Origin of the sequence: Portibacter lacus (assembly GCF_021533215.1) — a bacterium.
Lineage (GTDB): Bacteria > Bacteroidota > Bacteroidia > Chitinophagales > Saprospiraceae > Portibacter > Portibacter lacus.
The window spans coordinates 23,570-48,525 of the sequence record NZ_JAJNKA010000002.1 but is presented as its reverse complement, the minus strand read 5'-3'; the positions used below and the strand labels follow the sequence as shown (position 1 = coordinate 48,525).

At 36.5% G+C, this 24,956-nt stretch carries 21 protein-coding genes; 9 read left to right on the top strand and 12 right to left on the bottom strand.

Annotated elements, in window-relative coordinates:
* Positions 1-16 precede the first annotated feature (16 nt).
* Positions 17-844 carry a sulfotransferase gene (locus tag L2586_RS02755; RefSeq protein ID WP_235291242.1) on the top strand — a complete coding sequence of 276 codons (828 nt, stop codon included), beginning with the start codon at positions 17-19 and terminating at the stop codon, positions 842-844.
* Here L2586_RS02755 and L2586_RS02750 read toward each other — a convergent pair.
* On the bottom strand, positions 830-1,801 hold the full coding sequence (locus L2586_RS02750) for an aldo/keto reductase (RefSeq protein ID WP_235291241.1): 972 nt from the start codon (positions 1,799-1,801) through the stop codon (positions 830-832). The genes L2586_RS02755 and L2586_RS02750 overlap by 15 nt on opposite strands.
* A 5-nt stretch (positions 1,802-1,806) precedes the next feature.
* Complete coding sequence (locus tag L2586_RS02745) at positions 1,807-3,315, bottom strand: alkaline phosphatase family protein (RefSeq protein WP_235291240.1); 1,509 nt, start codon at positions 3,313-3,315, stop codon at positions 1,807-1,809.
* A gap of 43 nt (positions 3,316-3,358) precedes the next feature.
* Here L2586_RS02745 and L2586_RS02740 point away from each other — a divergent pair, with 43 nt between their 5' ends.
* Positions 3,359-4,438 (top strand): glycosyltransferase, encoded by a 1,080-nt coding sequence (locus L2586_RS02740; RefSeq protein ID WP_235291239.1) that lies wholly within the window; start codon positions 3,359-3,361, stop codon positions 4,436-4,438.
* Here the strand turns inward: L2586_RS02740 and L2586_RS02735 are convergent.
* A complete protein-coding gene (locus L2586_RS02735) occupies positions 4,435-4,674 on the bottom strand; it encodes a Rho termination factor N-terminal domain-containing protein (protein ID WP_235291238.1) in 240 nt (79 codons plus the stop codon). The genes L2586_RS02740 and L2586_RS02735 overlap by 4 nt on opposite strands.
* 211 nt (positions 4,675-4,885) lie before the next feature.
* Positions 4,886-5,455 (bottom strand): DUF6515 family protein, encoded by a 570-nt coding sequence (locus L2586_RS02730; protein WP_235291237.1) that lies wholly within the window; start codon positions 5,453-5,455, stop codon positions 4,886-4,888.
* Between the two features lie 206 nt (positions 5,456-5,661).
* Between L2586_RS02730 and L2586_RS02725 the strand changes: the two genes are divergently transcribed.
* The 3 genes from L2586_RS02725 to L2586_RS02715 all read left to right on the top strand — a co-directional run bounded on the left by L2586_RS02725 (position 5,662) and on the right by L2586_RS02715 (position 11,607).
* Positions 5,662-5,970 (top strand): DUF6660 family protein, encoded by a 309-nt coding sequence (locus L2586_RS02725; RefSeq protein ID WP_317218947.1) that lies wholly within the window; start codon positions 5,662-5,664, stop codon positions 5,968-5,970.
* A gap of 64 nt (positions 5,971-6,034) precedes the next feature.
* Positions 6,035-10,363 (top strand): CusA/CzcA family heavy metal efflux RND transporter, encoded by a 4,329-nt coding sequence (locus tag L2586_RS02720; RefSeq protein WP_235291235.1) that lies wholly within the window; start codon positions 6,035-6,037, stop codon positions 10,361-10,363.
* A 2-nt stretch (positions 10,364-10,365) separates the two neighbouring features.
* Complete coding sequence (locus L2586_RS02715) at positions 10,366-11,607, top strand: efflux RND transporter periplasmic adaptor subunit (RefSeq protein WP_235291234.1); 1,242 nt, start codon at positions 10,366-10,368, stop codon at positions 11,605-11,607.
* A gap of 94 nt (positions 11,608-11,701) precedes the next feature.
* Here L2586_RS02715 and L2586_RS02710 read toward each other — a convergent pair whose 3' ends face one another.
* On the bottom strand, positions 11,702-12,358 hold the full coding sequence (locus L2586_RS02710) for a metal-dependent transcriptional regulator (protein ID WP_235291233.1): 657 nt from the start codon (positions 12,356-12,358) through the stop codon (positions 11,702-11,704).
* Between the two features lie 85 nt (positions 12,359-12,443).
* Between L2586_RS02710 and L2586_RS02705 the strand changes: the two genes are divergently transcribed.
* The 3 genes from L2586_RS02705 to L2586_RS02695 all read left to right on the top strand — a co-directional run bounded on the left by L2586_RS02705 (position 12,444) and on the right by L2586_RS02695 (position 16,348).
* The gene (locus L2586_RS02705) at positions 12,444-14,759 is read left to right on the top strand and encodes a TonB-dependent receptor (RefSeq protein ID WP_235291232.1); all 2,316 of its coding nucleotides are present in this window, start codon (positions 12,444-12,446) and stop codon (positions 14,757-14,759) included.
* A 45-nt stretch (positions 14,760-14,804) separates the two neighbouring features.
* Positions 14,805-15,383, top strand: a complete 579-nt coding sequence (locus L2586_RS02700) for a DUF502 domain-containing protein (protein WP_235291231.1) — start codon at positions 14,805-14,807, stop codon at positions 15,381-15,383.
* Between the two features lie 644 nt (positions 15,384-16,027).
* Entirely contained in the window at positions 16,028-16,348 is a 321-nt protein-coding gene (locus tag L2586_RS02695) for a phosphoribosylpyrophosphate synthetase (RefSeq protein ID WP_235291230.1), read from the top strand.
* 1 nt (position 16,349) lies between these two features.
* Here the strand turns inward: L2586_RS02695 and L2586_RS02690 are convergent, their stop codons facing one another.
* The 6 genes from L2586_RS02690 to L2586_RS02665 form a co-directional block, all read right to left on the bottom strand.
* Complete coding sequence (locus L2586_RS02690) at positions 16,350-17,483, bottom strand: Gfo/Idh/MocA family protein (RefSeq protein ID WP_235291229.1); 1,134 nt, start codon at positions 17,481-17,483, stop codon at positions 16,350-16,352.
* Between the two features lie 88 nt (positions 17,484-17,571).
* Entirely contained in the window at positions 17,572-17,772 is a 201-nt protein-coding gene (locus L2586_RS02685) for a hypothetical protein (protein WP_235291228.1), read from the bottom strand.
* A 16-nt stretch (positions 17,773-17,788) separates the two neighbouring features.
* Positions 17,789-19,114, bottom strand: coding sequence for a serine hydrolase (locus tag L2586_RS02680; protein ID WP_235291227.1), 1,326 nt, complete (start codon positions 19,112-19,114; stop codon positions 17,789-17,791).
* 112 nt (positions 19,115-19,226) lie between these two features.
* On the bottom strand, positions 19,227-19,667 hold the full coding sequence (locus L2586_RS02675; RefSeq protein ID WP_235291226.1) for a VCBS domain-containing protein: 441 nt from the start codon (positions 19,665-19,667) through the stop codon (positions 19,227-19,229).
* 8 nt (positions 19,668-19,675) lie between these two features.
* Positions 19,676-20,575, bottom strand: a complete 900-nt coding sequence (locus L2586_RS02670; protein ID WP_235291225.1) for a hypothetical protein — start codon at positions 20,573-20,575, stop codon at positions 19,676-19,678.
* Between the two features lie 35 nt (positions 20,576-20,610).
* Positions 20,611-20,985, bottom strand: coding sequence for a hypothetical protein (locus L2586_RS02665; protein WP_235291224.1), 375 nt, complete (start codon positions 20,983-20,985; stop codon positions 20,611-20,613).
* 73 nt (positions 20,986-21,058) lie between these two features.
* Here L2586_RS02665 and L2586_RS02660 point away from each other — a divergent pair, with 73 nt between their 5' ends.
* Positions 21,059-21,688 (top strand): response regulator, encoded by a 630-nt coding sequence (locus L2586_RS02660; protein ID WP_235291223.1) that lies wholly within the window; start codon positions 21,059-21,061, stop codon positions 21,686-21,688.
* A 146-nt stretch (positions 21,689-21,834) separates the two neighbouring features.
* On the opposite strand, the gene L2586_RS02655 is transcribed toward L2586_RS02660, so the two are convergent.
* Complete coding sequence (locus L2586_RS02655) at positions 21,835-24,792, bottom strand: sensor histidine kinase (protein ID WP_235291222.1); 2,958 nt, start codon at positions 24,790-24,792, stop codon at positions 21,835-21,837.
* Positions 24,793-24,956: the final 164 nt, after the last annotated feature.

Below are 24,956 nucleotides of genomic sequence, written 5' to 3'. Positions count from 1 at the left end.
AGATTAGCACTACTTAATGAGTAAGAAGCAATCCATCATTTATCTTTTAGGACACAGTAGATCCGGTTCCACGGTGTTATGCATGCACCTTGGGCGGCGGAGTAATTTATTCTATGCTGGTGAACTTAAGAAATTCAATCGATCATTTCATGCACGGAGGTGTACTTGTGGGGAAGCAGCTAAAGATTGTGATTTCTGGGGCCCACTGATCTCCCAAGAAATGAAATATTTTAATAGGGGGATAGATAAAGACATTAGTATTTTACTTTTCGTTAAGAACATGAAATCATTATTTTTTGGTAATTCTCGAAAATTAATCGAAGAGGAAAAGGCCTTTTTAGAAAATTTAGCGATTTACAAAGAAGAAAAGAATCAGGCAGTTTCTATCATGATAGACAGCTCTAAAAGTCTGAATCGATTAGTGATGTATCGTGAAATGAAAGACCTAGAAGTTTATACAATTTACTTAGAAAGAGACTTAAGGGCTAATATTGCATCTTTTGTGAAACGTGGTAATGGCGTCCTCAATAGTTACCTCAGGCTTAAGATTAATGGAGCGCTGATAAAACGCTACCTTAGTAGAAATAAAATTAATCATATTAAGATTAAGTACGAAGATTTCATTTCACAGCCAGAAGAGACTATTCAGAATATTCTCCACAAATTCAATATAAAAGACGAAGGTGTATCTGCTTCGGAAAATGAAACCGTGCATCTTATATCTGGCAATGAGAAAACAAGATTCCGAACGACAACAGGGAACTATAAAATTGACCAATCTGCAAACCTTCAAGATCCGTTTTCAAATTGGCAAAAAAATATTTTACGCCTACTTGGTATTTGAAGGATTAAGTTGTTTCCACGAAAAGCGTTCCTTTATTGGTTCTTCGAAAGCTTTAATGTCATCTGCTAAGTGTTCTTTATTAAATGAACTGAAAAGAATCGAGTCGGCTATATCGAGATCTCGCATGAACCACATAGCTAATTGAATCTCAGAAATACCTAATTCTTTTTTATAAGCTTCTTTGATCTCATTGAAATTGATATCTTTTTGACCTGCCCTGCCGCCAGTCTTTACTTCATTGTATTCCGTGAGTAATCCACGTTCAAAAGGTGTTCTGGCAATCAGTTTAACCCCTTTATTCTTTAGATTTTCTAAAATTTCAATGTATTCTGGTTTGAAATTGTAATAGTTTAGAGAAAATTGGACGACATCAATTCCATCGAAATTCTGAATTAATGGGATCTCTTTCATATGCTGAACTGATAATCCTGTCAATTTTGCCTTCCCAGATTTCTTTAATCCTTCTAGAAACTGTCCGGTCTTAGGATTGGTTATTACTTCAGGTACTGGATTATGGATATAATATAAATCTACTGAGTCAAGATTCAGACGTTCGAGGCTTGTGTCTAGCGTGTCAGCTAAGTATTGATAGTCAAAGTTAAATCTCTTTTTGTGTTTCTTTAATGCTTTGTATTTCTGTATAACTGGTCTAATAATACCATATATAGGCTTCAGGATGGTTGCACGCTGTGCTTTCTTGGATAATAATGTTCCTCCCTTTGTGCTGATGACTAGTTTATCTCTATTCTTTTTAATAAAATCACCTAGTAGAACTTCCGAATGACCATATGTGTAATTCGATGCCGTATCGAAGAAGTTAATGCTGCTGTCCAAAGCTTGCTGAAGGATCTCAGGACCTATTTTGGTAGTATCTTCTAAGACAGCCTTGCCTAATCGAGAACAGCCAAACTGTAGCTTCGAAACTTTAATTCCTTTTCCTAAATCTATGTACTCCATATTTTTTATTTGTTGGGGATTTTTCGCTCTTGATCCATTCCGAAGAATTGCAGAACGTTACTGTATATTTCTAGATCCATTACCAGATCTCTATTTTTAATAAATGAAGGTGCAATTTCATTATCAGAAATAATAATTCCTTTATCGGTATGTGCTCCACTTCGTTTATCTTTTGGAATTTGAATGGATCCAAATTTCTCACTTTCTAAGCTGAGAATACTTTCTGAATTGTCCCATATAACTAACAAATCAGCTAGTTCATCCATGTTTTCTCCTGGGAATTCATCTCTTATTTTGATGACTCTTTTAACCGCCGGTTTAGAAGATTGATTAGAAGTCAATGTCATAAAGTCTGCAGTTATTTTATCGCAAAGTTGATCGTATTCATATGCTTTAACGATGCCATTAGGCTCTCTTCCTGCTAGATTTATTCTTACCGCACCCGAAACATCATTGAACAATGGAAAGGCCTTCGACTTTTTCCAGTCTGCAGCAGAATGGGTAAGTTTCCTAGTTACCTTATACCAAAGTTTCTTGGGAGTTTTTGCCTTAACCCACTGTACGAATCCCATGGGTAATGTTTGTTCTAATTTGCTAATGAAGTTAAATTCTTTTTTACTTAACTTCTTATCGCCAGGTATTTCACCTGCCATGTAACCAAACTGCTTCAGCAACTGATCCATTATTTTGATCGGTGTTTGGCTCTTTTCCATACCATTATTAGAAATGACAAGTTGAAGAGCATCGGGAAACTTACTAGCAAGATTTTCTAGACCGGCATCCGTAATGATCATCAATTCTTCTACGATATTTCCAAGCTCTTTTTTTAACGCGGGATCATAATTCGGATGCGTTTCATCAATGGTGTGCCAAAACAAGTGACCGGCAAGATGAATTTCATTGACCGCCATTACGAAAAGTTGCCAATCCTCTTGCTTTTGCATTAAGTATTCTGCTATTCTAAATCTGTTCTTTAACGCTTCAATGTGTTGGTTCTTAAGCTTAATCCATAACTTCAGATCTTTCATAGGTCGATGATAGAATTCCTGAAGTGGGTTCTTCCCAAATTTCGCATGGATTTCCTTCTTTAAGTCCTTTGGATAAGATGGCGAATACCATGGAGCCTCTTCACCCCAACTATTTAGCGCAAGACCATTGAATTTTTGAATTAACGGCGCCTTCGGTAGATCAATGGTTATCGTTGGAATTCCAGATTCTGAAACGACCTGCCAAAAACCTTTAAATGGAATATCCTCGGCTTGTTTTTTAACCACTTCGTAAGTTCCAGACTTGAGTTGACGATGCGAAAAGAATATACCGTGTTCACCAGGATGTGTTCCTGTATGAATAGATGGCCAAGTAGATCCACTCGAAACATAACTATGGGTCTGCAATGTTGAAAATTGCCCTGTTTCCATCATTTTCGCAAGAAACGGAAGCTTTCCTTTCTTAAGAAGCGGATTAACGATTTCCCAGTTTACGCCATCGATCGATATAATACTTAGTCTTTTCATAGGGATAGCTAACTGGGGAACACAATTTATTTAAATTTGCAATATGCGAATCGCTTACATTTATCAAGAAGGAACAAATATAAAGAAATCTAATATATATCAGGCTTGTTCAATGGTGAAAGGATTTTCTGAATTTGTAAAAGTTGATTATTATAGAGGAATGCATTCCATTCCTAGTATCGATGCGGAAAAAGGAATAAATCAAGTTAAGGTGATTAATCTTGGTCTGAATAAGAATGAAAAACTTTCTCGAATTATTTTCTGCTTGCATACCATTTTATATTTGTTTTTCAAGAGGCCTGATAAGATCCTAACTAGGGACTTCGCCTTCCTTTATGCCTATAGTAAGCTTCCTTCCTTTTTACGTCTAAATGTTCCGATCATTTTTGAAGCGCATAAAGTATATCATAAGGTTTCTGATAAGGTTAGCTTGAAGCAAGAAATGAGCGCTTATTCCATTGTCAGCAAATTTATTGTGGTTTCGAATGGGATTAAACATGATCTAATGAAAATTTTCGAGTTTGCAGGAAAGAATATTCTCGTTGCCCCTAATGGGATCGATAACTATAAATTCGAAGAGATACAATCTGCACAAGAGAACAATAAGAAAAACTTTATTTATGCGGGCAGTTATGGTGAATGGAAAGGAGTTGATGTTATTTTGGAAGCTTCTAACTTGCTTGAAAATTTTAAAGGACATATTTATTTAGTCGGGATAGAAGAGCATTTACCAAACTATAATTCGGAAGTGATCACGGTTTTGCCACCAATGGAAAAACCTGCGTTGTATAAGTTTTATCAGAAAATGGACGTTGGAATCGTTCCAACATTAAATCATCTAGAAGGCACATTATACACTTCACCCATAAAGTTTTTCGAGTATGCTTACGCAGATTTAGTAATCTTAGCATCTGATATTCCATCCATCCGTGAACTAGAAAATTTGAAATTTGAGATTCATTTTTTCGACGTAGGAAGTCCTATTTCACTAGCAAAAAACCTTGAGGCAATTAGCAATTCTAATATTGACAAGAAATCAACTGATGATAATAAAGAACTAGTGCTACAATATACTTGGAATAAAAGAGCGGAGACTATTCTAAATTTTATCAATTCAAATTAATTGTTTCTAAGTGCCTCAATTAATTCAGCTTTATTCATCTTAGACCGGCCTTCTATTCCTACTTTTTTCGCTTGCTCGTAGACTTCCTTTTTCGTGCGATCCTCATAAGTAGCGGCTTCTCCTCCTTTTCTGCCCGCATTCGGTGTATTGGCAATACGAGCAGCTTTTTCTTTACTGTACCCTTTATCTACTAACGCTTCATATTGTTCATCATTTTTTATTCTAGGATCTGGCATAATGGTATCATTTTTAGATGTAAAACAAACACTTATGATAGTTATAAAGGGCACAGTTTGTTCGGAATAGAATCTAAATTTATCATAATGAAATACAAGATGATATCTCGGTATAAATGGCTTCCTAAATGTGATGACTTGCAAGATTCTAAAATAGAATGGGCACCATTGATTCTAGACCAAAGGCGCCCATTTAAATGATATGATTAATTTACATTTCTAATATCCCCACTACTTCATATGCTCTCCGTCCATCTACTTGAATTCTTTCATATAAGATGTCGGCATATTCATAAAATGTACCTCCATCGATAATAACTTTTTCAGCATCTTCAGGCAGTTCAGAAACAATGGTCCCCACCTCAGGATCTATGACTTCATATTCATTATTATATTTCGCAAAGAAAATCCCATTATGTACATAGTACGGATGGTTATTGAAGTGAACGGTTACATATCCGATAGGTAGTAATTTTGTTCTGAATCCTACTTTAGGTGTATATGGAATATACCGACCGCCAGAATAAGAATAGTATCTGTTGTTAGCAAAATAATAATTTTGATTCTGGTGTTTGATAACCTTTTTATTAGGAAGTGTTCTTACCGTAACGACCTTTTTCTTAGGTGTTTTAAACTTAACATTAGATCTTTTTACCTTAACTACTTTTTTAGTCGTCACAACGTGAGCTTTTTTAGCATTCCTATTTTGAGCATTAGCATTTGTAGACACGGCAAATATTCCTAATGCTATAAATAACGAGACTCTAATTATACTTTTCATAATTTTCAGATTTAATGAATAATAACAGTGAGACTCTTGATTTCTACTTGCGTTTAATGAGAGAATTGGGCTTAATGAAATATTAACAATAGTGGGCGAAATCTTAAGAATTCATTTTGATTTCAGTTTCTTAAGGTAATGTTTAATATAGTGTTAATCGGATATGGAAGTGAGCGGCGTCTTTAAAATTTACCTATATTTGCACTGTGAAATTATATTCTATCATATTAGCTTTTACAATTTTCAGCATGGCAGTATTGCCTTGTACTGATGCTATGAGTTGTGATAGTGAAGAAATTGCTGCATTTGCAGAACATGATCATTCAGAAGATAAGGAAGATGCGTGTGCTCCCTTTTGTGTATGTCAATGTTGCGGTATAACAATCGATATAACGGAGGCTAAAGGACTTAGCGTAAATGCTTCTGAACATATTTTTTCTTATTCGTTTCCTTATAATTTCACCTACTCTTACGACCATTTTCGGTCAGCATGGCACCCACCAGCCACTGTGTAATAGTTTTTAATGGACAAGCACGTCCATAAATTTATTATTACACATTTTTAATACAATTAAATAGATGTTTGATAACATAATTGCTTATTCAATTAAGCACAAGTTTGTTATTGGGATATTGGTTTTAGGATTGATCGGAGTAGGAAGTTATTCGCTTAAGAACTTACCCATTGATGCACTTCCAGATATCACCAATAACCAAGTACAGATTATTACCACTTCTCCGAGCCTGGCTACCCAGGAAGTAGAATTGTTTATTACTTATCCTATAGAGCTGGCCGTCAAGTCTATTCCTGATATAGTGGAACTAAGATCTATTAGCCGATTTGGCTTAAGTTTAGTGACTGTAGTTTTCGAGGAAAGTACTGATATATACTGGGCGCGTACGCAGATAACAGAAAGACTGAAGCAAGCGGAGAATGAAATCCCAGAAGGTTTTGGAAGTCCTGAGTTAGCCCCGATTAGTACCGGTCTCGGAGAAATATTTCAGTATACTATTTCCGCAGATGAAGGATTCGAAGAGGAACTAGATATCATGGAATTACGATCCATTCAAGATTGGATTATAGTTCCTCAAATTTTAGGAACACCAGGTGTTGCAGAAGTTAATACACTTGGTGGAATTCGAAAAGAATACGAAGTGTCGATTAATCCTGATAAGCTGAAAAGCATGGAAATTACGATGCCTGAGATTTTCGCAGCTTTGCAGAGAAACAATGAAAATACGGGTGGAGCATACATTGACAAACAACCCAATGCTTATTTTATAAGAAGTATCGGGATGGTAAGTTCTCTAGAGGATGTTTCTAAGATTGTGATTAAAGTGAAAAACGATATTCCTATCTTAATACGTGATGTAGCGGAAGTGAAATTTGGTAACACCGTTCGATATGGAGCAACCACCAGAAATGGGCATGGTGAAGTGGTGAATGGAATGGTGATGATGCTGAAAGGAGAGAATAGTGCGAAAGTGGTTAATCTGGTGAAAGAGCGAATGGAACAAATAAAGGAAACGCTTCCAGAAGGTGTGGTGATAAGCCCTTATTTAGATAGAAGTAGGCTTGTAGATAGAGCAATTGCTACTGTGAAGAAGAATCTAATAGAAGGCGCCTTAATTGTGGTTTTTATTTTAGTCTTATTGATTGGTAACTGGCGAGCTGGGTTAATTGTAGCGAGCGTTATTCCACTGGCATTATTGTTTGCCGTTTCCATGATGAAGCTTTTCGGAGTAAGTGGAAATCTGATGAGTCTGGGTGCCATTGACTTTGGATTAATAGTGGATGGTGCAGTTATCATCGTGGAGGCGATTATTCATCGCTTACACATTCGACCTAATCATAACGACTTGTCCAGAGAAGAAATGGATCAAGAAGTCTATAATGCTGCTAGTAAAATTAGAAAGAGTGCTGCATTCGGGGAGATCATTATACTAATCGTTTATCTTCCTATTCTGGCGCTAGTAGGAATAGAGGGGAAAATGTTTGCACCGATGGCTAAGACCGTAGCGTTTGCCATATTGGGAGCTTTTATACTTTCATTGACTTATGTTCCGATGATGAGTGCATTATTCTTAAGCAAGAAGATTAATCAAAAGAAGAACATATCGGATAAAATTATCGAAGCTTTTCAGCGTTTTTATGCACCAATTCTGGATTTCGCAATTCAATTTCGCTTATTCATGCTTGCGATTGCAGTTGGATTTTTCATTTTGGCTTTAATCATATTTAATAAGCTTGGTGGAGAGTTTATCCCAACTTTATTCGAAGGAGATATAGCAACTCATGTGATGATTCCTCCTGGTAGTTCTCTGTCTCAAGAGATCTATTCTACCACGAGAGCGGAGCAATTGCTTCTGGAAAACTTTCCTGAAATAGAGCAAGTTGTTTCAAAAATCGGAAGCGCAGAAGTACCTACAGATCCAATGCCGATGGAAGTTGCCGATGTGATCATTATTTTGAAAGACAAGAAGGAATGGACCTCTGCTTCTACAAAGGAGGAGTTATTCGAGAAAATGGAGAAGGTGTTGGATGATCTTCCTGGTGTAACAACGGAATTTTCACAACCTATTCAGATGCGTTTTAATGAACTAATGACTGGAGTTAGAAGTGATGTGGGTGTGAAGATATATGGAGAGAATATAGACTTACTGGTTGCACTTGGTGAAAAAGTAGAAAAGTTATTAGGAAGTGTAGAAGGTGTGCAGGATTCCAGGGCGGAGACGGTTTCTGGTCTGCCCCAGATTAATATAAAATACAATAAAGATAAGCTGGCTTTATATGGGTTAAATGTAAGTGACTTGAACCTAATGGTGAGCATGGGATTTGCTGGTGCGCCTGCTGGTGTAATCTATGAAGGAGAGAAGAAGTTTGATCTGGTAGTAAGGCTTGCAGAACCATTCAGAAAGGATATTTCAAATGTTGAAAACCTGTATGTTAGTCTTCCTTCTGGCAACCAAATTCCATTATCGCAAGTAGCAGATATTGAAATCAAACAAGGGCCTGCGCAGATTAGTAGAGAAGACGGCAAGCGTAGAATTATTGTTGGTTTCAATGTAAGAGGTAGAGATATAGAAAGTGTGGTGAATGAAATTAAATCGAAAATTCAAAGTGAGATCGAATTGCCAGTTGGATATTATGTCCAGTATGCCGGCGAGTTCGAAAACTTAGAGCGTGCGAAAGCTAGATTAGGCATTGCGGTGCCGATTGCACTTGCATTAATTTTTGTTTTGTTGTACTTCACATTCGGAAGTGTTGCACAGTCGATTCTGATTTTCACAGCGATTCCTCTATCAGCCATAGGTGGCGTATTTGCATTGTGGATTCGAGGAATGGATTTTAGTATTTCAGCAGGAATTGGTTTCATTGCCTTGTTTGGTGTTGCAGTCTTAAATGGAATTGTATTAATTTCTTATTTCAATGAATTAAAAGAGGAAGGAATGAGCGATGTCTTAGAAAGAATTAAAGTAGGAACCGCGGTTCGATTACGTCCAGTGATTATGACTGCCTCTGTTGCATCCCTTGGTTTTTTGCCAATGGCATTAAGTACAAGTGCTGGTGCTGAAGTGCAGAAACCTCTGGCAACGGTAGTGATCGGAGGCCTTATTACTGCTACAATTCTAACTTTAATTATTCTTCCGATTTTATACTATTATCTAGAGAAGTTTAAAGCTAGAAAATTAAAAATTGCTTCAATTGTCTTATTACTTTGTTTCGCAACTGTTTCCATAAATGCGCAGCATTCTACAGTGACTAACGTGGAAGAAGCAATCAATAATGCGCTAGTGGAAAATGGAAATATACAAGCTAATCAGCTGAGGATAGACCAGGCTAGACAAAGTAAAAACGGTGCTTATCTTATTCCAAAAACTAGTTTTACAGGTTCGTTTGGCCAACTCAATACTGGTACATTTGATAGTAATATCGGAATCTCGCAAAGATGGAACCCGTATTTAGGTAAGGTTAAGAAAGCATTGGTCGATGCAGAAATTGGAAAACGGGAATTGGAATCAGAATTAGCGAAACAAGCTTTGCGTTATGAAATTCGAAGTCGATGGGACCGCGTACTTTTTACAAAAGCGGAACTGCAGAAATTAGAGGAGCAGCGAGATATTTGGGGCCAATTTTCGAAGTATGCTAACAGGAAGTTCGAAGTTGGCGAGTCTAATATTCTAGAACAGACCACTGCCGAAACGAAACTAAGATCTATGGACCAAGATATTTTAAAACTTCAGACTGCCATAGAAAATGAAGTGATCTTGATCGAATCTTTAGTTCATGGTAACGTGCTCATCGAAAATCTAGCTTACGAACCACTTCCTCAGATACTCTTTGCAGATAGTTCTTTACTAGAACAACATCCGCTTATTCAGAATACCATTAGAGATGTGGAAATTGCCCAAGCTGAAGTGAAAGTCTATAATGCTGAAAAAACACCTGATCTGAAATTGGGATATTTTATTCAGTCTATTCGAGGGGAAACCTATAATGGCGTAGAAGCAAATGCCATTCCTAGGTTCCAAGGAATTCAAATTGGTGTGGATGTTCCGCTCTTTAGCAAAGGATATGATGCAAAAATTGCAGCATCGAAAACAGAGGTAGTGGTCCAGAACGAGCGACAACGGCAAATGATGGTGGAGATCAAATCAGAATTAGCAACCTTGTTTAATAGTTATAAAATGGAACTGAGTAATATCGAATATTATAAAACGATTGCTCTACCGAATGCAGAACGCATTGAAAATAATGCAAAGAAAGGTTATGAAAGCGGTGAGATCGGTTACTTAGAATACGTCCAGGCTTTAAATATGCAGTATGAAATAGAGCATTCGTACTTGGATGCCATCCTGAATTTTAATCAAGCTGTTATTTCAATTCAATACTTACTAAATCAATAAAAATGAAGAATATAATATATATAATTTTTGGATTGTTGATCCTCGCATCTTGTGGTGGAAGTCACGATCACGATGGACATGACCATGAGCACGGAGAGGAGGAAATAACTACAGGATCAGAAAATAACAGTGAAGATGATCATGGTGAGGGTGATCACATGAAGGAAGTTCATTTAAATGCAGCCCAGTTTAAAAATGCAGAGATTGATACAGGTTGGTTCAGTATGAAAAACATTAACGATGTCGTGAATGCAAATGGTTACACGAAGCTAGATCCAGAAGATGAAGCCGATGTCAATGTGCCTATATCTGGAACCATAAAATCTGTAAGTGTCATCGAAGGAAACTATGTGAAAAGAGGTCAGACATTGGCAACGATGAGTAGTTTAGAATATAACGCAATGTTGTTAGAGAAAGCGAAACTAGAAGAAGAACTGGGAATCGATCAAGGCGAGTTGGTTTATCTAGAACAAGAGTTCGAACGTCAGCAAACACTAGCTACTGAGAATATTAATGCGCAGAAGGTGTTTCAGAAGGTGAGTGCGGACTTGAATACGGCGAAGTCAAAGATTAAGTCGGTTAAAAATCAAATCAATATTCTTAGTGAATCCATCGATTTAATCGGAAGTGGAAGCAGTTCTAGAATTAATATATCGGCTCCGATATCAGGATACATTACAGATGTGAATGTCAAGATGGGGAGTATTACACAGCCAGGGAGTCCACTTTTTTCTATTGTGGATAATAGCAAAATGCACGTTGATATGCTAGTCTATGAAAAGGATTTATCCAAAATAAAAGAAGGTCAGAAGGTTAGATTTATATTAACGAATCAATCCAATCAGGAAATCAAAGGAGAGATTTACAACATTGGAAAATCATTTGCGAATGATACAAAATCAGTTGCCGTCCATGCAGATATCGAGTCGAACGATGCGAATTTGATTCCTGGAATGTACATTAATGCATTAATAGACATAGGAAATGAAACAGTCGCTACCTTGCCTGAAGGCGCCATTGTGTTAGCAGAAGGCAGAAATTTCATATTTATCTATGAAGGGGAAGAAAATAACGAGATTCATTTTAAGCGAGTAGAAGTGAAAGTCGGTGCGAATCAACTTGGTTATGTAGAAGTGACCCCTTTACAAGAAATCGAAGAAGGAATGAAATTGGTTACAAATGGTGCTTACTACTTACAAAGTCACTTGCAGAAATCAGAAGGTGGTGGTGGACATTCACATTAGAACTTAATCTGGATGGTGTAATCGCTTAGCATTTTGGGCTCAAAGTAGCGAAGCTAGTCTATTGCACCATCCAGTTTTTTTAAAATAAAATCTATTATATTTTTTCTACTAACAACCTCTTACACACCTCATAACTAAAGGTAGAATTGCTTGAATTTTCGATACGAACGACCATAGATTTATCATAGCTTTCTATTTCAGCAACTTGAAGTTGTGTGCCTAGCTTAATATTCTTAGCATTCAGAAGGAGTAGTAGTTCAGCTGAGCTATCACCGACTGCGCGAAGATATGCCACGTCACCTTGACGTAAGTCTGATAATTTTAAATATTTTTTTCGGGTAAAATTTCCATCTTTATCTGGTATCGGAGAACCGTGAGGGTCTTGCGTGGGATTACCTAATATTAGGTCCATACGATCAAACAATACTTCTGAATTCAAGTGTTCCATTTCTTCAGCAATTTCGTGGACTTCTTCCCAGCCGAAGCCCATTATTTGGACAAGGAACATTTCCGTTAGTCGATGCTTTCTTACAATTAATGCTGCATCCTTTTTGCCTAGATCCGTTAACGTTAGAGGTTTGTATTTTTCATAATTCACCCAGCCTTTGGTCGCCAATTTTTTCACCATGTTGTTGACTGTTGGTGTGCTAACCTCCATTAATTTTCCAAGCGCTGTTAAGGTTACTTCGGAATTATTTTGGTCTAGAAAATAGATGGCTTTTAGATAGTTCTCCTTCGTTTGCGTGGGCATGTTTGAAATTATTTTTGCAAATATATTGATTTTAATTGTTAGATAGTATCTAACAATATATATTTGCAGTGTAGATAATATAATTATGGTTATTCGAAAAATATTACTTTTTGGGTTTTTACTGATGGGTATTACGAGTCTAAGTGCCCAATTAGGAACAATTAGTGGTGTCGTTAAAGACCAAAAAGTGGGCGTTGACTTTGCTACTATTTATATTAAAGAACTTGATAAAGGTGCTAATACCGAACATGGCGGAAATTTTAAATTTGAAAAAGTACCTTTTGGCACCTATCAGTTAAGCATAAGCTTTATCGGTTATGAACAAGTAGACACAACAGTTACAGTATCAGGAACAAATCCTACTGCCACCTTGACTATAAACCTCGCGTCTAAATTGATGGTCTTCGATGAAGTCGTTGTTACTGGAACGAAAACTTTTAAACGCCAAACCAAGTCTGCCGTTATCGTCAATGTTGTAGATGGTAAAACACTTGATAATGTGCAGGCCTGTAATCTCTCAGAAGGGTTGCGGTTTCAACCTGGACTTAGAGTAGAAACTGATTGCCAGACTTGCAATTACACTCAATTAAGAATGAATGGTCTTGCAGGTGGATATGCTCAGATTCTGATTAATGGACGGCCTATTTTCAGTCCTTTAACGGGACTCTATGGCATGGAGCAATTGCCTACGAATATGATCGATAGGTTAGAAGTGATAAGAGGTGGTGGGTCTTCATTATATGGTTCGAGTGCGGTAGGAGGAACTGTGAATGTGATTACGAAAGTCCCAAAGAACAATGGTTTCGAAGTGAATCAGACCTTTCAGAAAATTAACCAAACGACGGATGATATTTTGACAAGTTTAAATGGAACCATCATGTCTCCCTCTAAAAAGATAGGAATAGCAGTTTTTATGAATAATAGAAAAAGAGGCTTGTACGATCACAATCAAGACAATTTTTCAGAACTTCCTAGCTTGAAGAATTTTTCTCTCGGCAGTACGTTGTTTTACTTGCCTTCAGAAACTCAAAAATTGGAAGTCAGTTTCAGTAGGATGTATGAGTATCGATATGGAGGTGAGATGAAAGATGTCCCGCCACATGAAACCGCTCAGTCAGAAGAAAGAACGCATAAGGTATATATGGGAAACTTAGATTATCAGATCAATTTTAATCAGGACAGAACTTCATTTATTGCCTACCTCGCTGGCCAATACACCGATCGACAACATTACACGGGTATTTTTCCTGATACGGAAGAAGAAATCCTGAATCACCTTGCGAATCCGCCATATGGGACTTCTTTATCAACAACTTATCAAGGTGGATTTCAGTTGAATCATTCCGTTGATCAATTCCTAAAAGGTAAAAACGTATTTACTTTCGGAGGAGAATATGTAGTCGATGATACCTATGACGAAATCGAAGCATATCGCTATCTCATTGACCAAAAAACACAAGATTTAGGCCTTTTCTTGCAAAGTGACTGGGAAATACTTCCGTCACTGAACTTACTTTCTGGAGTAAGGATTGACCAGCATAATTTGGTTGAAAACTTAGTGGTTAGTCCTCGAGCGTCGATCCTCTATAAATTAAAGGAGAATACTCAGTTTAGACTGAGTTATGGCACCGGATTTAGAGCTCCACAGGCATTTGATACAGACCTTCACATTGCCTTTGCTGGTGGCGGAATTTCGCGTGTCATGCTAGCACTCGATTTAAAGCCTGAAAATTCACAGAGTTTTTCTGCTTCGATTAATTATGATAAACCGACAGAAGAATATGTGGCTGGTTTTACACTAGAAGCCTTTCATACCCAACTTAAAGATGCTTTTAACCTGACACCGATTGGAACAGATCAATTCGGTGAACTTTTCGAAAAGCGTAATGCTCAGAACGCAACGGTACAAGGTGTGACTTTAGAGTTAAGAGCTAATTATAATCGACAAGTTCAAGTGGAAGGAGGATATACCTTGCAGACGAGTACTTACGAAAAACCAGTGACTTATATCGAAGGACTGGAAGCTATAAAAGCCTTTACAAGAACACCGAATCAATATGGGTTTGCGAATTTGACGATTACGCCAGGTAGGCATTGGAACGCAAATATAAATTATGTCTATACTGGTTCGATGATTCTTCCTCATTTCAGTGGGGCACCGAATCAGACGCTCGATGAATATGTTCATTCGGAATCGTTTTCGGAGGTCAATGTAAAGTTGGGATACAAGCTACCATTGAATAAATTAAAAAGTAATATCGAACTATATGCAGGAATAAAGAATATACTAAATGCATATCAAGATGATTTCGATATAGGGAAATACAGGGACAGTAATTTTATTTATGGTCCTTCTTTGCCTCGAACGCTATTTTTTGGTGTAAAATGGATTTATCTTTGATACAAATTTGTTATCTGTTGTATTCTATAAAAACATGAATCTACAATGTTAAAGAAAATCCTTGGTTACTTTATTTCTGGTGTTGCGATTGTGCTTCCGATAGTAATGACGATCGGTGTGATTTACTATTTGATTTCGACCCTCGATTCTTATCTTAAAATCAAGTCTTCTGTAGTTTTACTATTGATCATCATTGCAGCCATTACACTAATTGGAATGCTAGCGAAATCCATCGTTGGAAATTCCTTCTGGGATAACTTTGAAAAAAACGTCATCAAGTTGCCGATCTTAGGATTGATCTATAAAGCGGTTAAGGATTTGACGACGGCATTGATTGGTAGGGATCACAAGTTTTCAGAGCCAGTGATGGTGCAGATGCATGGTGATGATATTTATAAAATTGGCTTTGTAACGAATAAGGAAGTCTCACTTTTGCTTGGTGACATGACTGACCAAAGGGACGAAGATATTTTCTTTCTGGTGTATTTTCCGCTTTCATTCAGTCTTTCTGGTGACCTATTTTTAGTTCCTCGGAAGAAGATCAAACCGATCAATAGCAAGGCGAAAGATGTAATGCAGACTATTGTTTCTGGTGGGATAATTAATATGGATCAGAAAGTTTAGTTTTCTGCATGAATAGCAATTTCTTTTAGTTTTAGGTCAATGTTTTAATGAGTGCTTAGAATGAAAATTCCTTTGCTACACTTTCAAAGGACCTTGTACTTCAGTGCGAGCCAGATTGTCTCGGAATAAATTCCAAGCTCCTATTGTAATTCTGAGTTCCAAAACTGGGTTACTATGATGTTATATTACGTGCTAAAACATATCATTTAATATTTGAATTCAACTTGATAAGGATAATGTCAAAGGACCTTGTACTTCAGAGCGAGTCAGATTATCTCGGAATAAATTCCAAGCTCCTATTGTACTTCTGAATTCCAAAACTGGGTTACTATCATGATGTTATATTACGTGCTATGACATATCATTTAATATTTGAATTCAACTTGATAAGGATACTGTCAAAGGACCTCGTACTTCAGTGCGAGCCAGATTGTCTCGGAATAAATTCCAAGCTCCTATTGTATTTCTGAATTCCAAAACTGGGTTACTATCATGATGTTATATTAAATGCTAAAACATATCATTTAAAAATCGAATTTAACTTGATATTGATACTGTCAAAGGACCTCGTACTTCAGTGCGAGCAAGTCAAACAATATCGAACAAATATTTCTTCTCATGAGTTAAGAAGAAAAAATAAAAACATGAAACAAAATAATTATGATACGCTTTCAGAAGCGGTGAAAGCCATGCAAGACAAAGGCTATACAGAAGATTTTTCTATTAAGGAAGAAGGTATAGAATGTGTGAAATTAGACACGACGATGAAACCTAGCGATTTTGACGTTGATCAGATGTTCAGATTCGAAGGGATGACTAATCCTGATGACAGTTCTGTTTTATACGCTATTTCATCAGAAAAAAATAACTTGAAAGGACTATTAGTAAGCGCCTATGGAACTTACGCAGATCCGATGAATATGGAAATGGTTCAGAAACTGAAATATGATCCTAGAGTAAATTAATTTACTCTACGATACCAAGTCGTCCGAGATTTAAGTCAATTTTTACTCCGTTTTTCTTAATCGATTCGTAGATCGCTTCGACAATGATCATATCTCGCTTGCCCATTTCCCCTGGTGCTCTATTGAGTGAACCAGTTAGAATGTGTTTTGCGAAATCATCCATCTGAAGGGATTGCTGTCGTTTGTGTGGAAATTTTATTATTTCACCATCTGATCTCCTTCCGCTAAGTGGACCGTAATTGTTGGCTGGATTCAGTTCTACCCAACCTTTGTCGAAAGCACTATAAAGTCGATTGACATTAGCATTATGCGAAGTGAATATATTACCCACTGCTCCACTAGGAAATTCAAATTGAGCAGCAATGGCTTCGTCTGTATCCTTAAAATATTCTGGTCTCGTGCTAAATTCTTGAGCAGAAACAGAAGTTGGATTTTGACCGGAACCGTAAATAGCGCTTTGAATAGCATATACGCCCATATTCATCAACGCACCACCGCCCGAAAGAGCATAATTTAATCTCCACTGATCAGGATTACCTCTTGAATTATAACCAGCATCTGCGGATACATATCTAAGTTCACCGAACACTTTTTCACGAACGATTCGCTTAACTTCAAGAGTATAGGGCTCAGACTGTAATCGGTAGCCTACACTTAATTTTACATTAGCTTTATTACAAGCGGCTATGATGGCATCACATTCTGCAACACTTATCGCCATTGGCTTCTCGCAGATAACATGTTTACCTGCCTTGGCCGCTCTGATACAGAAATCTGCGTGCATAGCATTAGGGAGCACTACATAGACGATGTCTATATTTTTGTTACTTGCGATCTGGTCGAAGTTTTCATAATTGTAAATGTTCTCTTTATCGATGTTATATTTCTTAGACCAAGATTCTGCCTTAGCAGGAGTACCCGTTACAATTCCAGCTAAGTGACAATGCTCTGTTTCTAGCAAACCAGGTGCTAGCTGACCTCTACTGTAACTTCCAAGACCAACAAGTGCAACTCCCAAGCTTTTTTTATCGAACCTATTTCGCAATGAATGAAATGGCAATTGGCTGGCGATGCTTATTCCACCTACGCCTTTCACTAAAGTTTTATTGAATTCCCTCCTGTTTATTTTATTCATTGTAATTAATTTTCAAGCATCCTAATCGACCGATAATGATTGCCTTTATATTAAAAGAGCAGTTTATTTGTCTTTTTTACTATGCTTCTTAGATTTTTGTTTTACTCCATAACCAAGGTAGTATTTCTTCTTCTTTATTTAAAATATAATTCCACTCATAGCCTCTATTTACATCTAGATAAAATCCAAAATCTGAATTCAGTAATTCCTTTAATCCACCGAATACAACTTGGCTATAAATAGCGAGGACAATCTCGGAAAGTAAGAGCAAAGGGAATATTTTTTTCATGATTCTAAATTTTAGATTAATGATTTACTACTAATTTATGTGTGTTAATTTTTTGGTCTTTTTGAATTTTTAGGTAGTAAATTCCAGCAGATAAACTTTTTGTAGATAACGTAGATCGGCCGTTTGAACTTAAAACCTTCTTCCCTTCAGCATTGTAAATGTCTAAATGGTCATGCTTTCCAATGGTTAAATAGTGGCTTACAGGATTAGGGTAAAAGCTAATTTCTTCCTCCAGATCCTTGACATTTGTTTCTGTATTAGAAAGTTCATTTGATTTTTCTGCTAAGGCAACAGCAATAGTTAAAGCATCAGATAAAAATTCATTCGTTGCTACATTTATAGAATTCCCATTTTCCACATCGAATAATGTATAGGAAGAATATCCGATAGTCCTTCCTCCATGGCCATAATATAATCGGTCATTAATATTAAGTTGATAAAGTCCTAAACCCATCATTTTCATTTCGGGATCTTCTGGCCATTCTACAAAATCCATAATCTGGTTTAGAATGTCTTGATCTAGAAAAGATTGATTAAAAACTTCATCGTACCATTTTGTCAAGGTAGAAGGTTTTGTGACAATAGCGCCAGCTGCCCAAGTGATCGTACCCAAGGCTGTTCTAGATGTTTCAGAATAATCAGTTCCGAAAAGAAATGGGTGCGCCATTTCTAGATTGATTTCTTCAAAACCATCAATGAAAATATCTTTTAATCCCAGTGGTTCAAATATAGAATCGCGGAGAAGATCGTTGTATTTCAGTCCTGTTGCAGATTCTAATACCATTGCAGCTAATACATAGTTTGCATTAGAATAATAGATGCCGTCTTCAGGAGTTGTTATCGGTTCTAAGATATAGGCTAATGTTTCTTCTGGAGTCCAAATTTTAGTTGGGTTAGTGAGAATTTGCCCAGGAAAAAGATCGGTATTGTTGATGAAATCATTAAGACCAGAGTTATGTTGTAGCAATTGTTTTACGGTGATGTTAGGGTCTACATACTGGAAATCAGGAATCCACATACTGATCGGATCTTCTAAAGTGAAATACCCGTGTGAGGCCATTTTAAGACATATGACAGCAGTAAATAGCTTTGTATTACTTGCCATTCCGAATAACATGTTGGTGTCTATTGCAACTTCATCGTACGAAATTCCAGCTACTCCAGACCACTCACCCATATCTTTAAAATAAACAGAGGCTGAAATGCCTGGAATTATAGAAGTTGAAAAGATATCTTCTAACTTTTCATTGAGTGCTGTCTGATATTCTTCAGGAGCAGTAGATTGCCCTTTTACAGATCCAAAAATAAATAGGAGACTCAGGATAGTGATCGTTGTTTTCATATGGATTAAGAACGCTTGAGTCTTGAAAATGATTTGAATTTGAGGTAAAAAAAAAGAAAGCATGTCTTCTCAGAACATGCTTTCTTATCAATTAAACGAAATAATGAAGTTCTTATTCTGGGTGAACGTGAAACGCTACAGTTTCTTCGACTTCTTCGAGACCAGCTTCGTGAGCCCATACTTTGGCTTTTAAAATGTAATCAGTGTGTGCTGAGAAACCGTTTTCTTCTGAAAGAAGTATCGTATCTGTAAAGTCCAAATTTCCATCCTCTTCATGGACATGAGCTTCATCTGGCTGATTATAAATAATAACCGATTCATCATTTTTTTCGTAAATGGTTACGTTGATGTGATGAACAGGCATGCCTGAATGACTTTCAAAGGTGATGTCAATGGATAGTTCTTGTCCCATTTTTTTGGTTTCATTGTCAGGCGAATGGATATGTGCATGATACTCGAAGCTTTCTTCTTTTTCCTCAATAGTATTATCCTTTTCGCATGCGCTGAAGCTAATGAAAGCTAATGTTAGAATTATTATGTGTTTAAATTTCATGATCATTATTAATTTAAAAAATAACTGAATTGAACACTCACTCGATTGGTCATATTCAGTTCATGGTTAGTAAAATTTTGATAAATTGGCATAGAATATTTGGCTTGTACCATCCATTTCTGATGCGTTATTCCTAGTGAAATAGGGATTAGAAGCGCTTCACTTCCGCTAGCAACGACTTTATTCCCATTGGCAAATCTTTCTATGTCTTGTTTTTCATAAACCAGCCCAGTGGAACCTAATATTGTATAGGAAGGTGATATGGATTGCTTTCTGAAAATAGAAAGATTGTTACTCCAAGTATTGCCGAATTTATAGCCATCTGGAGACTTTGATTCGAGGATGTATGCTGAATAAATAGCCATTCCATTTCTTGCTCCACTTAGTGAAAAGTTTCCACTAACAAAGTAGCCAAGTCCTCCAGTTCCTAAATTGAAATTCTGCGGTAGATTTACGTCATGCAAAGATGACTTATACTTTCCGGTAGGCATTTTAAGACCAGCTGCAAACTCAGCGGATTTTCTAATGGAACAAAAAACATCACCAGGAATTGCGTAATTCAGACTGGCAATTGCGTCTCCTAACCCAGAGAAAATACTGGTGTTCGAGTCTTCTGTTCTAGATTTGCTTAGATACTGTACAAAGGCTTGGACTGACCAATTATTTTTTATTTGGTAACGTCCTGACAATTGTATCGCATGAAAATAATCCTGTATATTATGGCTTGATGATTTACTTGAAATATAGGATGTGTAATCCCACTTCATCGTGATATAGTTAGAATTTCTGAGGCTTAATAAGCCATTGAAAGTAGATCCTATGTTTCCACCACAACTATCACACGCATAACTTTTAGTAAATGACAAACTAATAATACACACGACCAAAATGATTTTGATTGATTGCATGTTTTTAGTTTTTCTTTAAATAAAATCGGAAAAAACTATGCGATAGGAGGACGGAATTGCTGTTTTAGCCAGTTAGAGCGCTTGTGATTTTCGTAAAAGAAAATGCAATGCTTACTTTGCTGAACTGGTTTAAGTTCTGAAGATAAGTTTGGCTGAGCTTCACATATCAAATTAACCTTAGTATCAAGCAAGAATTTTGCAGAGTGCTCTTGATTATTCGATGTTTGGTTGATCAACTGATCTTCTAAGTAACACTTTCCGAAACACATTAATTCTGGTTCGTTAATGTTGATACACAGTTGGTTAGAAATGTATTCTATATTGAGGTAGTAGGTGGAATAGATAACCAGTTCGCGCACAGATGATAGTGTAACGGCTAAAGTAAACAATAATATAATTACCTTTTTCACACTGCAAAATTAAGAAAAATTACCCATTCAGGTAATAACAACCTTGATTATATTTTCGTAATTTGAACATGAAATGGAAGAAGATATAAGAATATATATCATTGAAGATGATGAGGTCATCATGGAATCCTTGCAGTTTCTAATTAAGGAAGAACTAGGGTTTCGACTAACTGGTGGAAGCGTCAATGCTGAAGATGCTATTCTCGCATTGAAGTATGTGCATTCTGATGTTCTACTTTTAGACGTGAGTTTACCTGGAATGAATGGAATCGAAGCTATTCCGTTAATTAAGGAACTACAGCCAGACTTGAATATTCTAATGCTTACTGTTCATGAAGATTCGGATACAGTGTTTTCGGCGCTGCGAAATGGCGCAATCGGATATTTGTTAAAGGGAACACCGCCGAATAATTTATTTAAAGGAATTAGAGATGTACTGCAAGGTGGTGCGCCGATAAGTCCATCCATCGCTCGTTCTATTGTGGAGACTTTTAGAGTTGAAAATATACCTGTTCTTTCTCAGCGGGAAATGGAAGTTCTAATTAAGCTAAGTGATGGTAATAACAATAGTCAGATTGCTAAGGAGTTGTTTGTTTCTGCGAACACCATAAAAGCACACATCAAAAGTATATATAAAAAACTCCATGTTCATACGAGGGCTGCAGCGATCAGAAAGGCTATGAGAAAAGGATTAATTAAATAAATATTCGGAAGTCTAGCAATAGTAAAGGTCCGTTGTCACTCTTACTTGTTGATCATAGTTAGATTAGGATCTTGGGTTTTAAACCGAGACGGTTATTAATCTCGTACTGATGAACTTGGTCCAGATTTGAGTAAATTTTGAGGTTTTTAGCTTGAATTAAATAACGTCTCATTTAGTGTCAATGTAATTTTTGTTCCTGAATGAACTTGTGATTCAATGTTTAAAACAGCGCTTAATTTTTCCGCTCGATTTGCGATGTTCCGGAGCCCATTACCTTTTTTGGCAGTCGAAGTTTCGAAGCCTTTCCCATTGTCGCTTAATTGAATTACTACTTGAACATCAGATTTTTCAACTGAAAACGAAATTTCACTCGCACCACTGTGTTTAATAGAATTATTTAACACCTCTTTTAAAAGCAGAATGATATTTCTGCGATCCTCCATGTCCGCTTTTAATCCTTCCAAGCTTGGATCGATTGCTGACGATGTGAAAGAAATATCTGCTTCTTCACAAATGGATCCAGCAAAATCTATGAAGCGATTGATGGTTTCCAGTAAATTGTCTTTGTCGATATCAAGGCTCCAGATAAAGTCCCTCATTCCGTAATTTAATTCTTCGAGATTTTGCTCTATTCGCTCTAAATGAGATGTAATGATGGGACTTTCAGCAGCAGCTCTTTTAGCCATTTCAGTTAATAGCGATATCCGAGTTATCTTTGTTCCCGCTTCGTCATGAAAATCTTGAGCACTTCTTTTTCTGAATGTTTCACGCTCTGTTGTTCTAACATGCTCTAATTTTCTTTCTTGATTTATGCGAAAGGTCATCATACCGATAAATAACAGAACGACCATTGCTAAATAGATTAAATATGCCCACCATCTTTTCCACCATGGAGCGATCACATGAATGTCTAAAGTCGTTTCATCACTAGTCAGGCCATCATTATTAATGGCTCGAATTCGCAGCGTATACTTGCCTGGTGAAAGGTTAGATCTTGTGATAATGTTGGATTCTGCTTGTTGCCAGCCTTCGTCAAAACCTTCTAGAAAGTATTCTTTCTGAATTCCTCCATTAGCTGTGAAATTAATCACCTCCATTTCTATGGAAAATATTTTATCCTTGGGAAGGAGCTTAATCTCTTCCAGGTAGGAAATCTCTAAGGGTAAAGATCTATTCTCTAAACTATCAGAAGATGTGATAAGTAACTCATTAAGAATCTTTAAATTTTTTAGTCGTACGATGGGTTTGTTAGGATTCGGTTTAATATTTTCTGGTTTAAATTTTACCAGCCCATTTGAATTCCCAAAATAGAGATAACCATCTTGGGTTTTTAGCCCTGCGCTATGGTTGAAATCTTGATATTTCTTTGGAATTTGATGTTTGTAAGATTTCGAAGTTTTATTTTTTAGGTCAATTTTATAAAGTCCTGAAGTACTGCTTACCCATAAATTATCTGGCTTACCTGGAATGATTTCATATGAATAGGCGTCATTTATCTTTGTAAATGTAGCACTGGTATCGCTAAGTAGCTGTTCTGCATTTTCAAAATAAAATATACCTTCAATTGTGCTCAGAATCACAGATTCATTTTCGAAATGGTAATCATTGACATTTTTAAGATAGAATGGTTTGTCTCCATTAATCTTATAGAAAACGGAATCGGAACTAGGATTTTTTATAATTGCTCCTCCAAGGTTAAAGTTTCCAGTCCAAATACGTCCCTTGGAATCGAAATCCAGATTGATCACATAGTTTTTACTAGAAAGCAAAGGGTCATTGTTGAAATATTTGAATTGTTTAACAACTCCAGCCTCATCTATTTTTACGACACCTTCTCCATGCGTTGCCATCCAAAGGTTTCCTTGGTCGTCTTTTTTTATTTGGTATACGGAGGCGGTTGGTACTTTGTCAAAATAACTTAAACTACCTTCTTCGAAAATATGCATTCTATGTGGTACACTCGCCCATACTTTTTGATCGTCATCCTCTTCTAATGCATAGACTTGTTTTCTAGGAACCAAATGGTCCGTCTCACCATTCTTTTTTATAATATAAATACCATTATTTTGACTTCCCATCCATAAGTTATGCTCATGATCTTCTAAGAAACAGAAAATAGCACCGAGTGGATTCTCATCAATTTTTGACATCAATTCGAATTGATTATAATAAGGATCATATACATTTATACCAGATGGTGTCCCAATCCATATTCTATCATTCCTGTCTTTATAAATTTGCGAAACTTGGTTTTGGTTTAATGAAAACTCATCTAAAGGATCATTATTATGGTAACTAATTGTTCCTGTTTTCGTATCGACAATGGTTAGTCCAAAATAAGAACCAATCCATAATTTGCCATCAGCATCTTCCGTAAAATCATATACCGTGACATTACCCTCCATATTCATTATATAGGATGGATTTAGTTCAAATTTCGGATGTTCAAGACCTTCAGTTACTTTATAAACGCCATCTCGATCTGATGCCAACCAATATTCGCCATTTCTATCTTTGTAGATAGTCTCTAGTCCACGAGATTTCAGCCCATGTTCTTCGTTGAAATAGGTGAAGGTTTTGGTCATTTTATTATAGAAAATTAAGCCTTCGTCTGAGGCCAATAGTAGCCGTTGACTATCCACAATTTCAATATCTCTAACTGCGAATAGAACCTCTACGACGTCTGTGTTTTCGTCATAATACCATGATTCTATTTCGTGAGTTTCAATATTGATTTTAGAAAGACCAGCATTGGTGCCGATCCACACTTCATTTCCATCTAATTCTAATGTGCTAATGACTTGCCCTGCCAAACAATTTTCGCAATCTCCTACTTTCGTAAAATGAGTAAATTTTTCTTTTTCTGGTTCATATAAACACAATCCATTGGCTGTCCCGATCCATAAATGTCCATTATCGTCTTTAATGATATCCTTGATTCTAGACTGAGGTAATTCATCTTTGAAAACTTTGAATGTAAATCCAGAGAATCTATTCAATCCATCGTCCGTTCCGATCCACATATATCCTCTGCTGTCTTCTAAAAAGCAATTGACCTTAGAATGTGAAAGACCATCTTCTGTGCTAAATCTTTTAAAATGCAAATTTACTTTTTGTGCTGAAACTCCAATTGCACAAAAGAATAAAACAAGGGTTATGGTTTTTCGAAACATTTATGCTTAAAATGAATACATAAGATAAGGGCAGCTAATTAATTCGGGTAATATTTTAGGATCAAATTTGAAAAAATTACCTGAACGGGTAATTG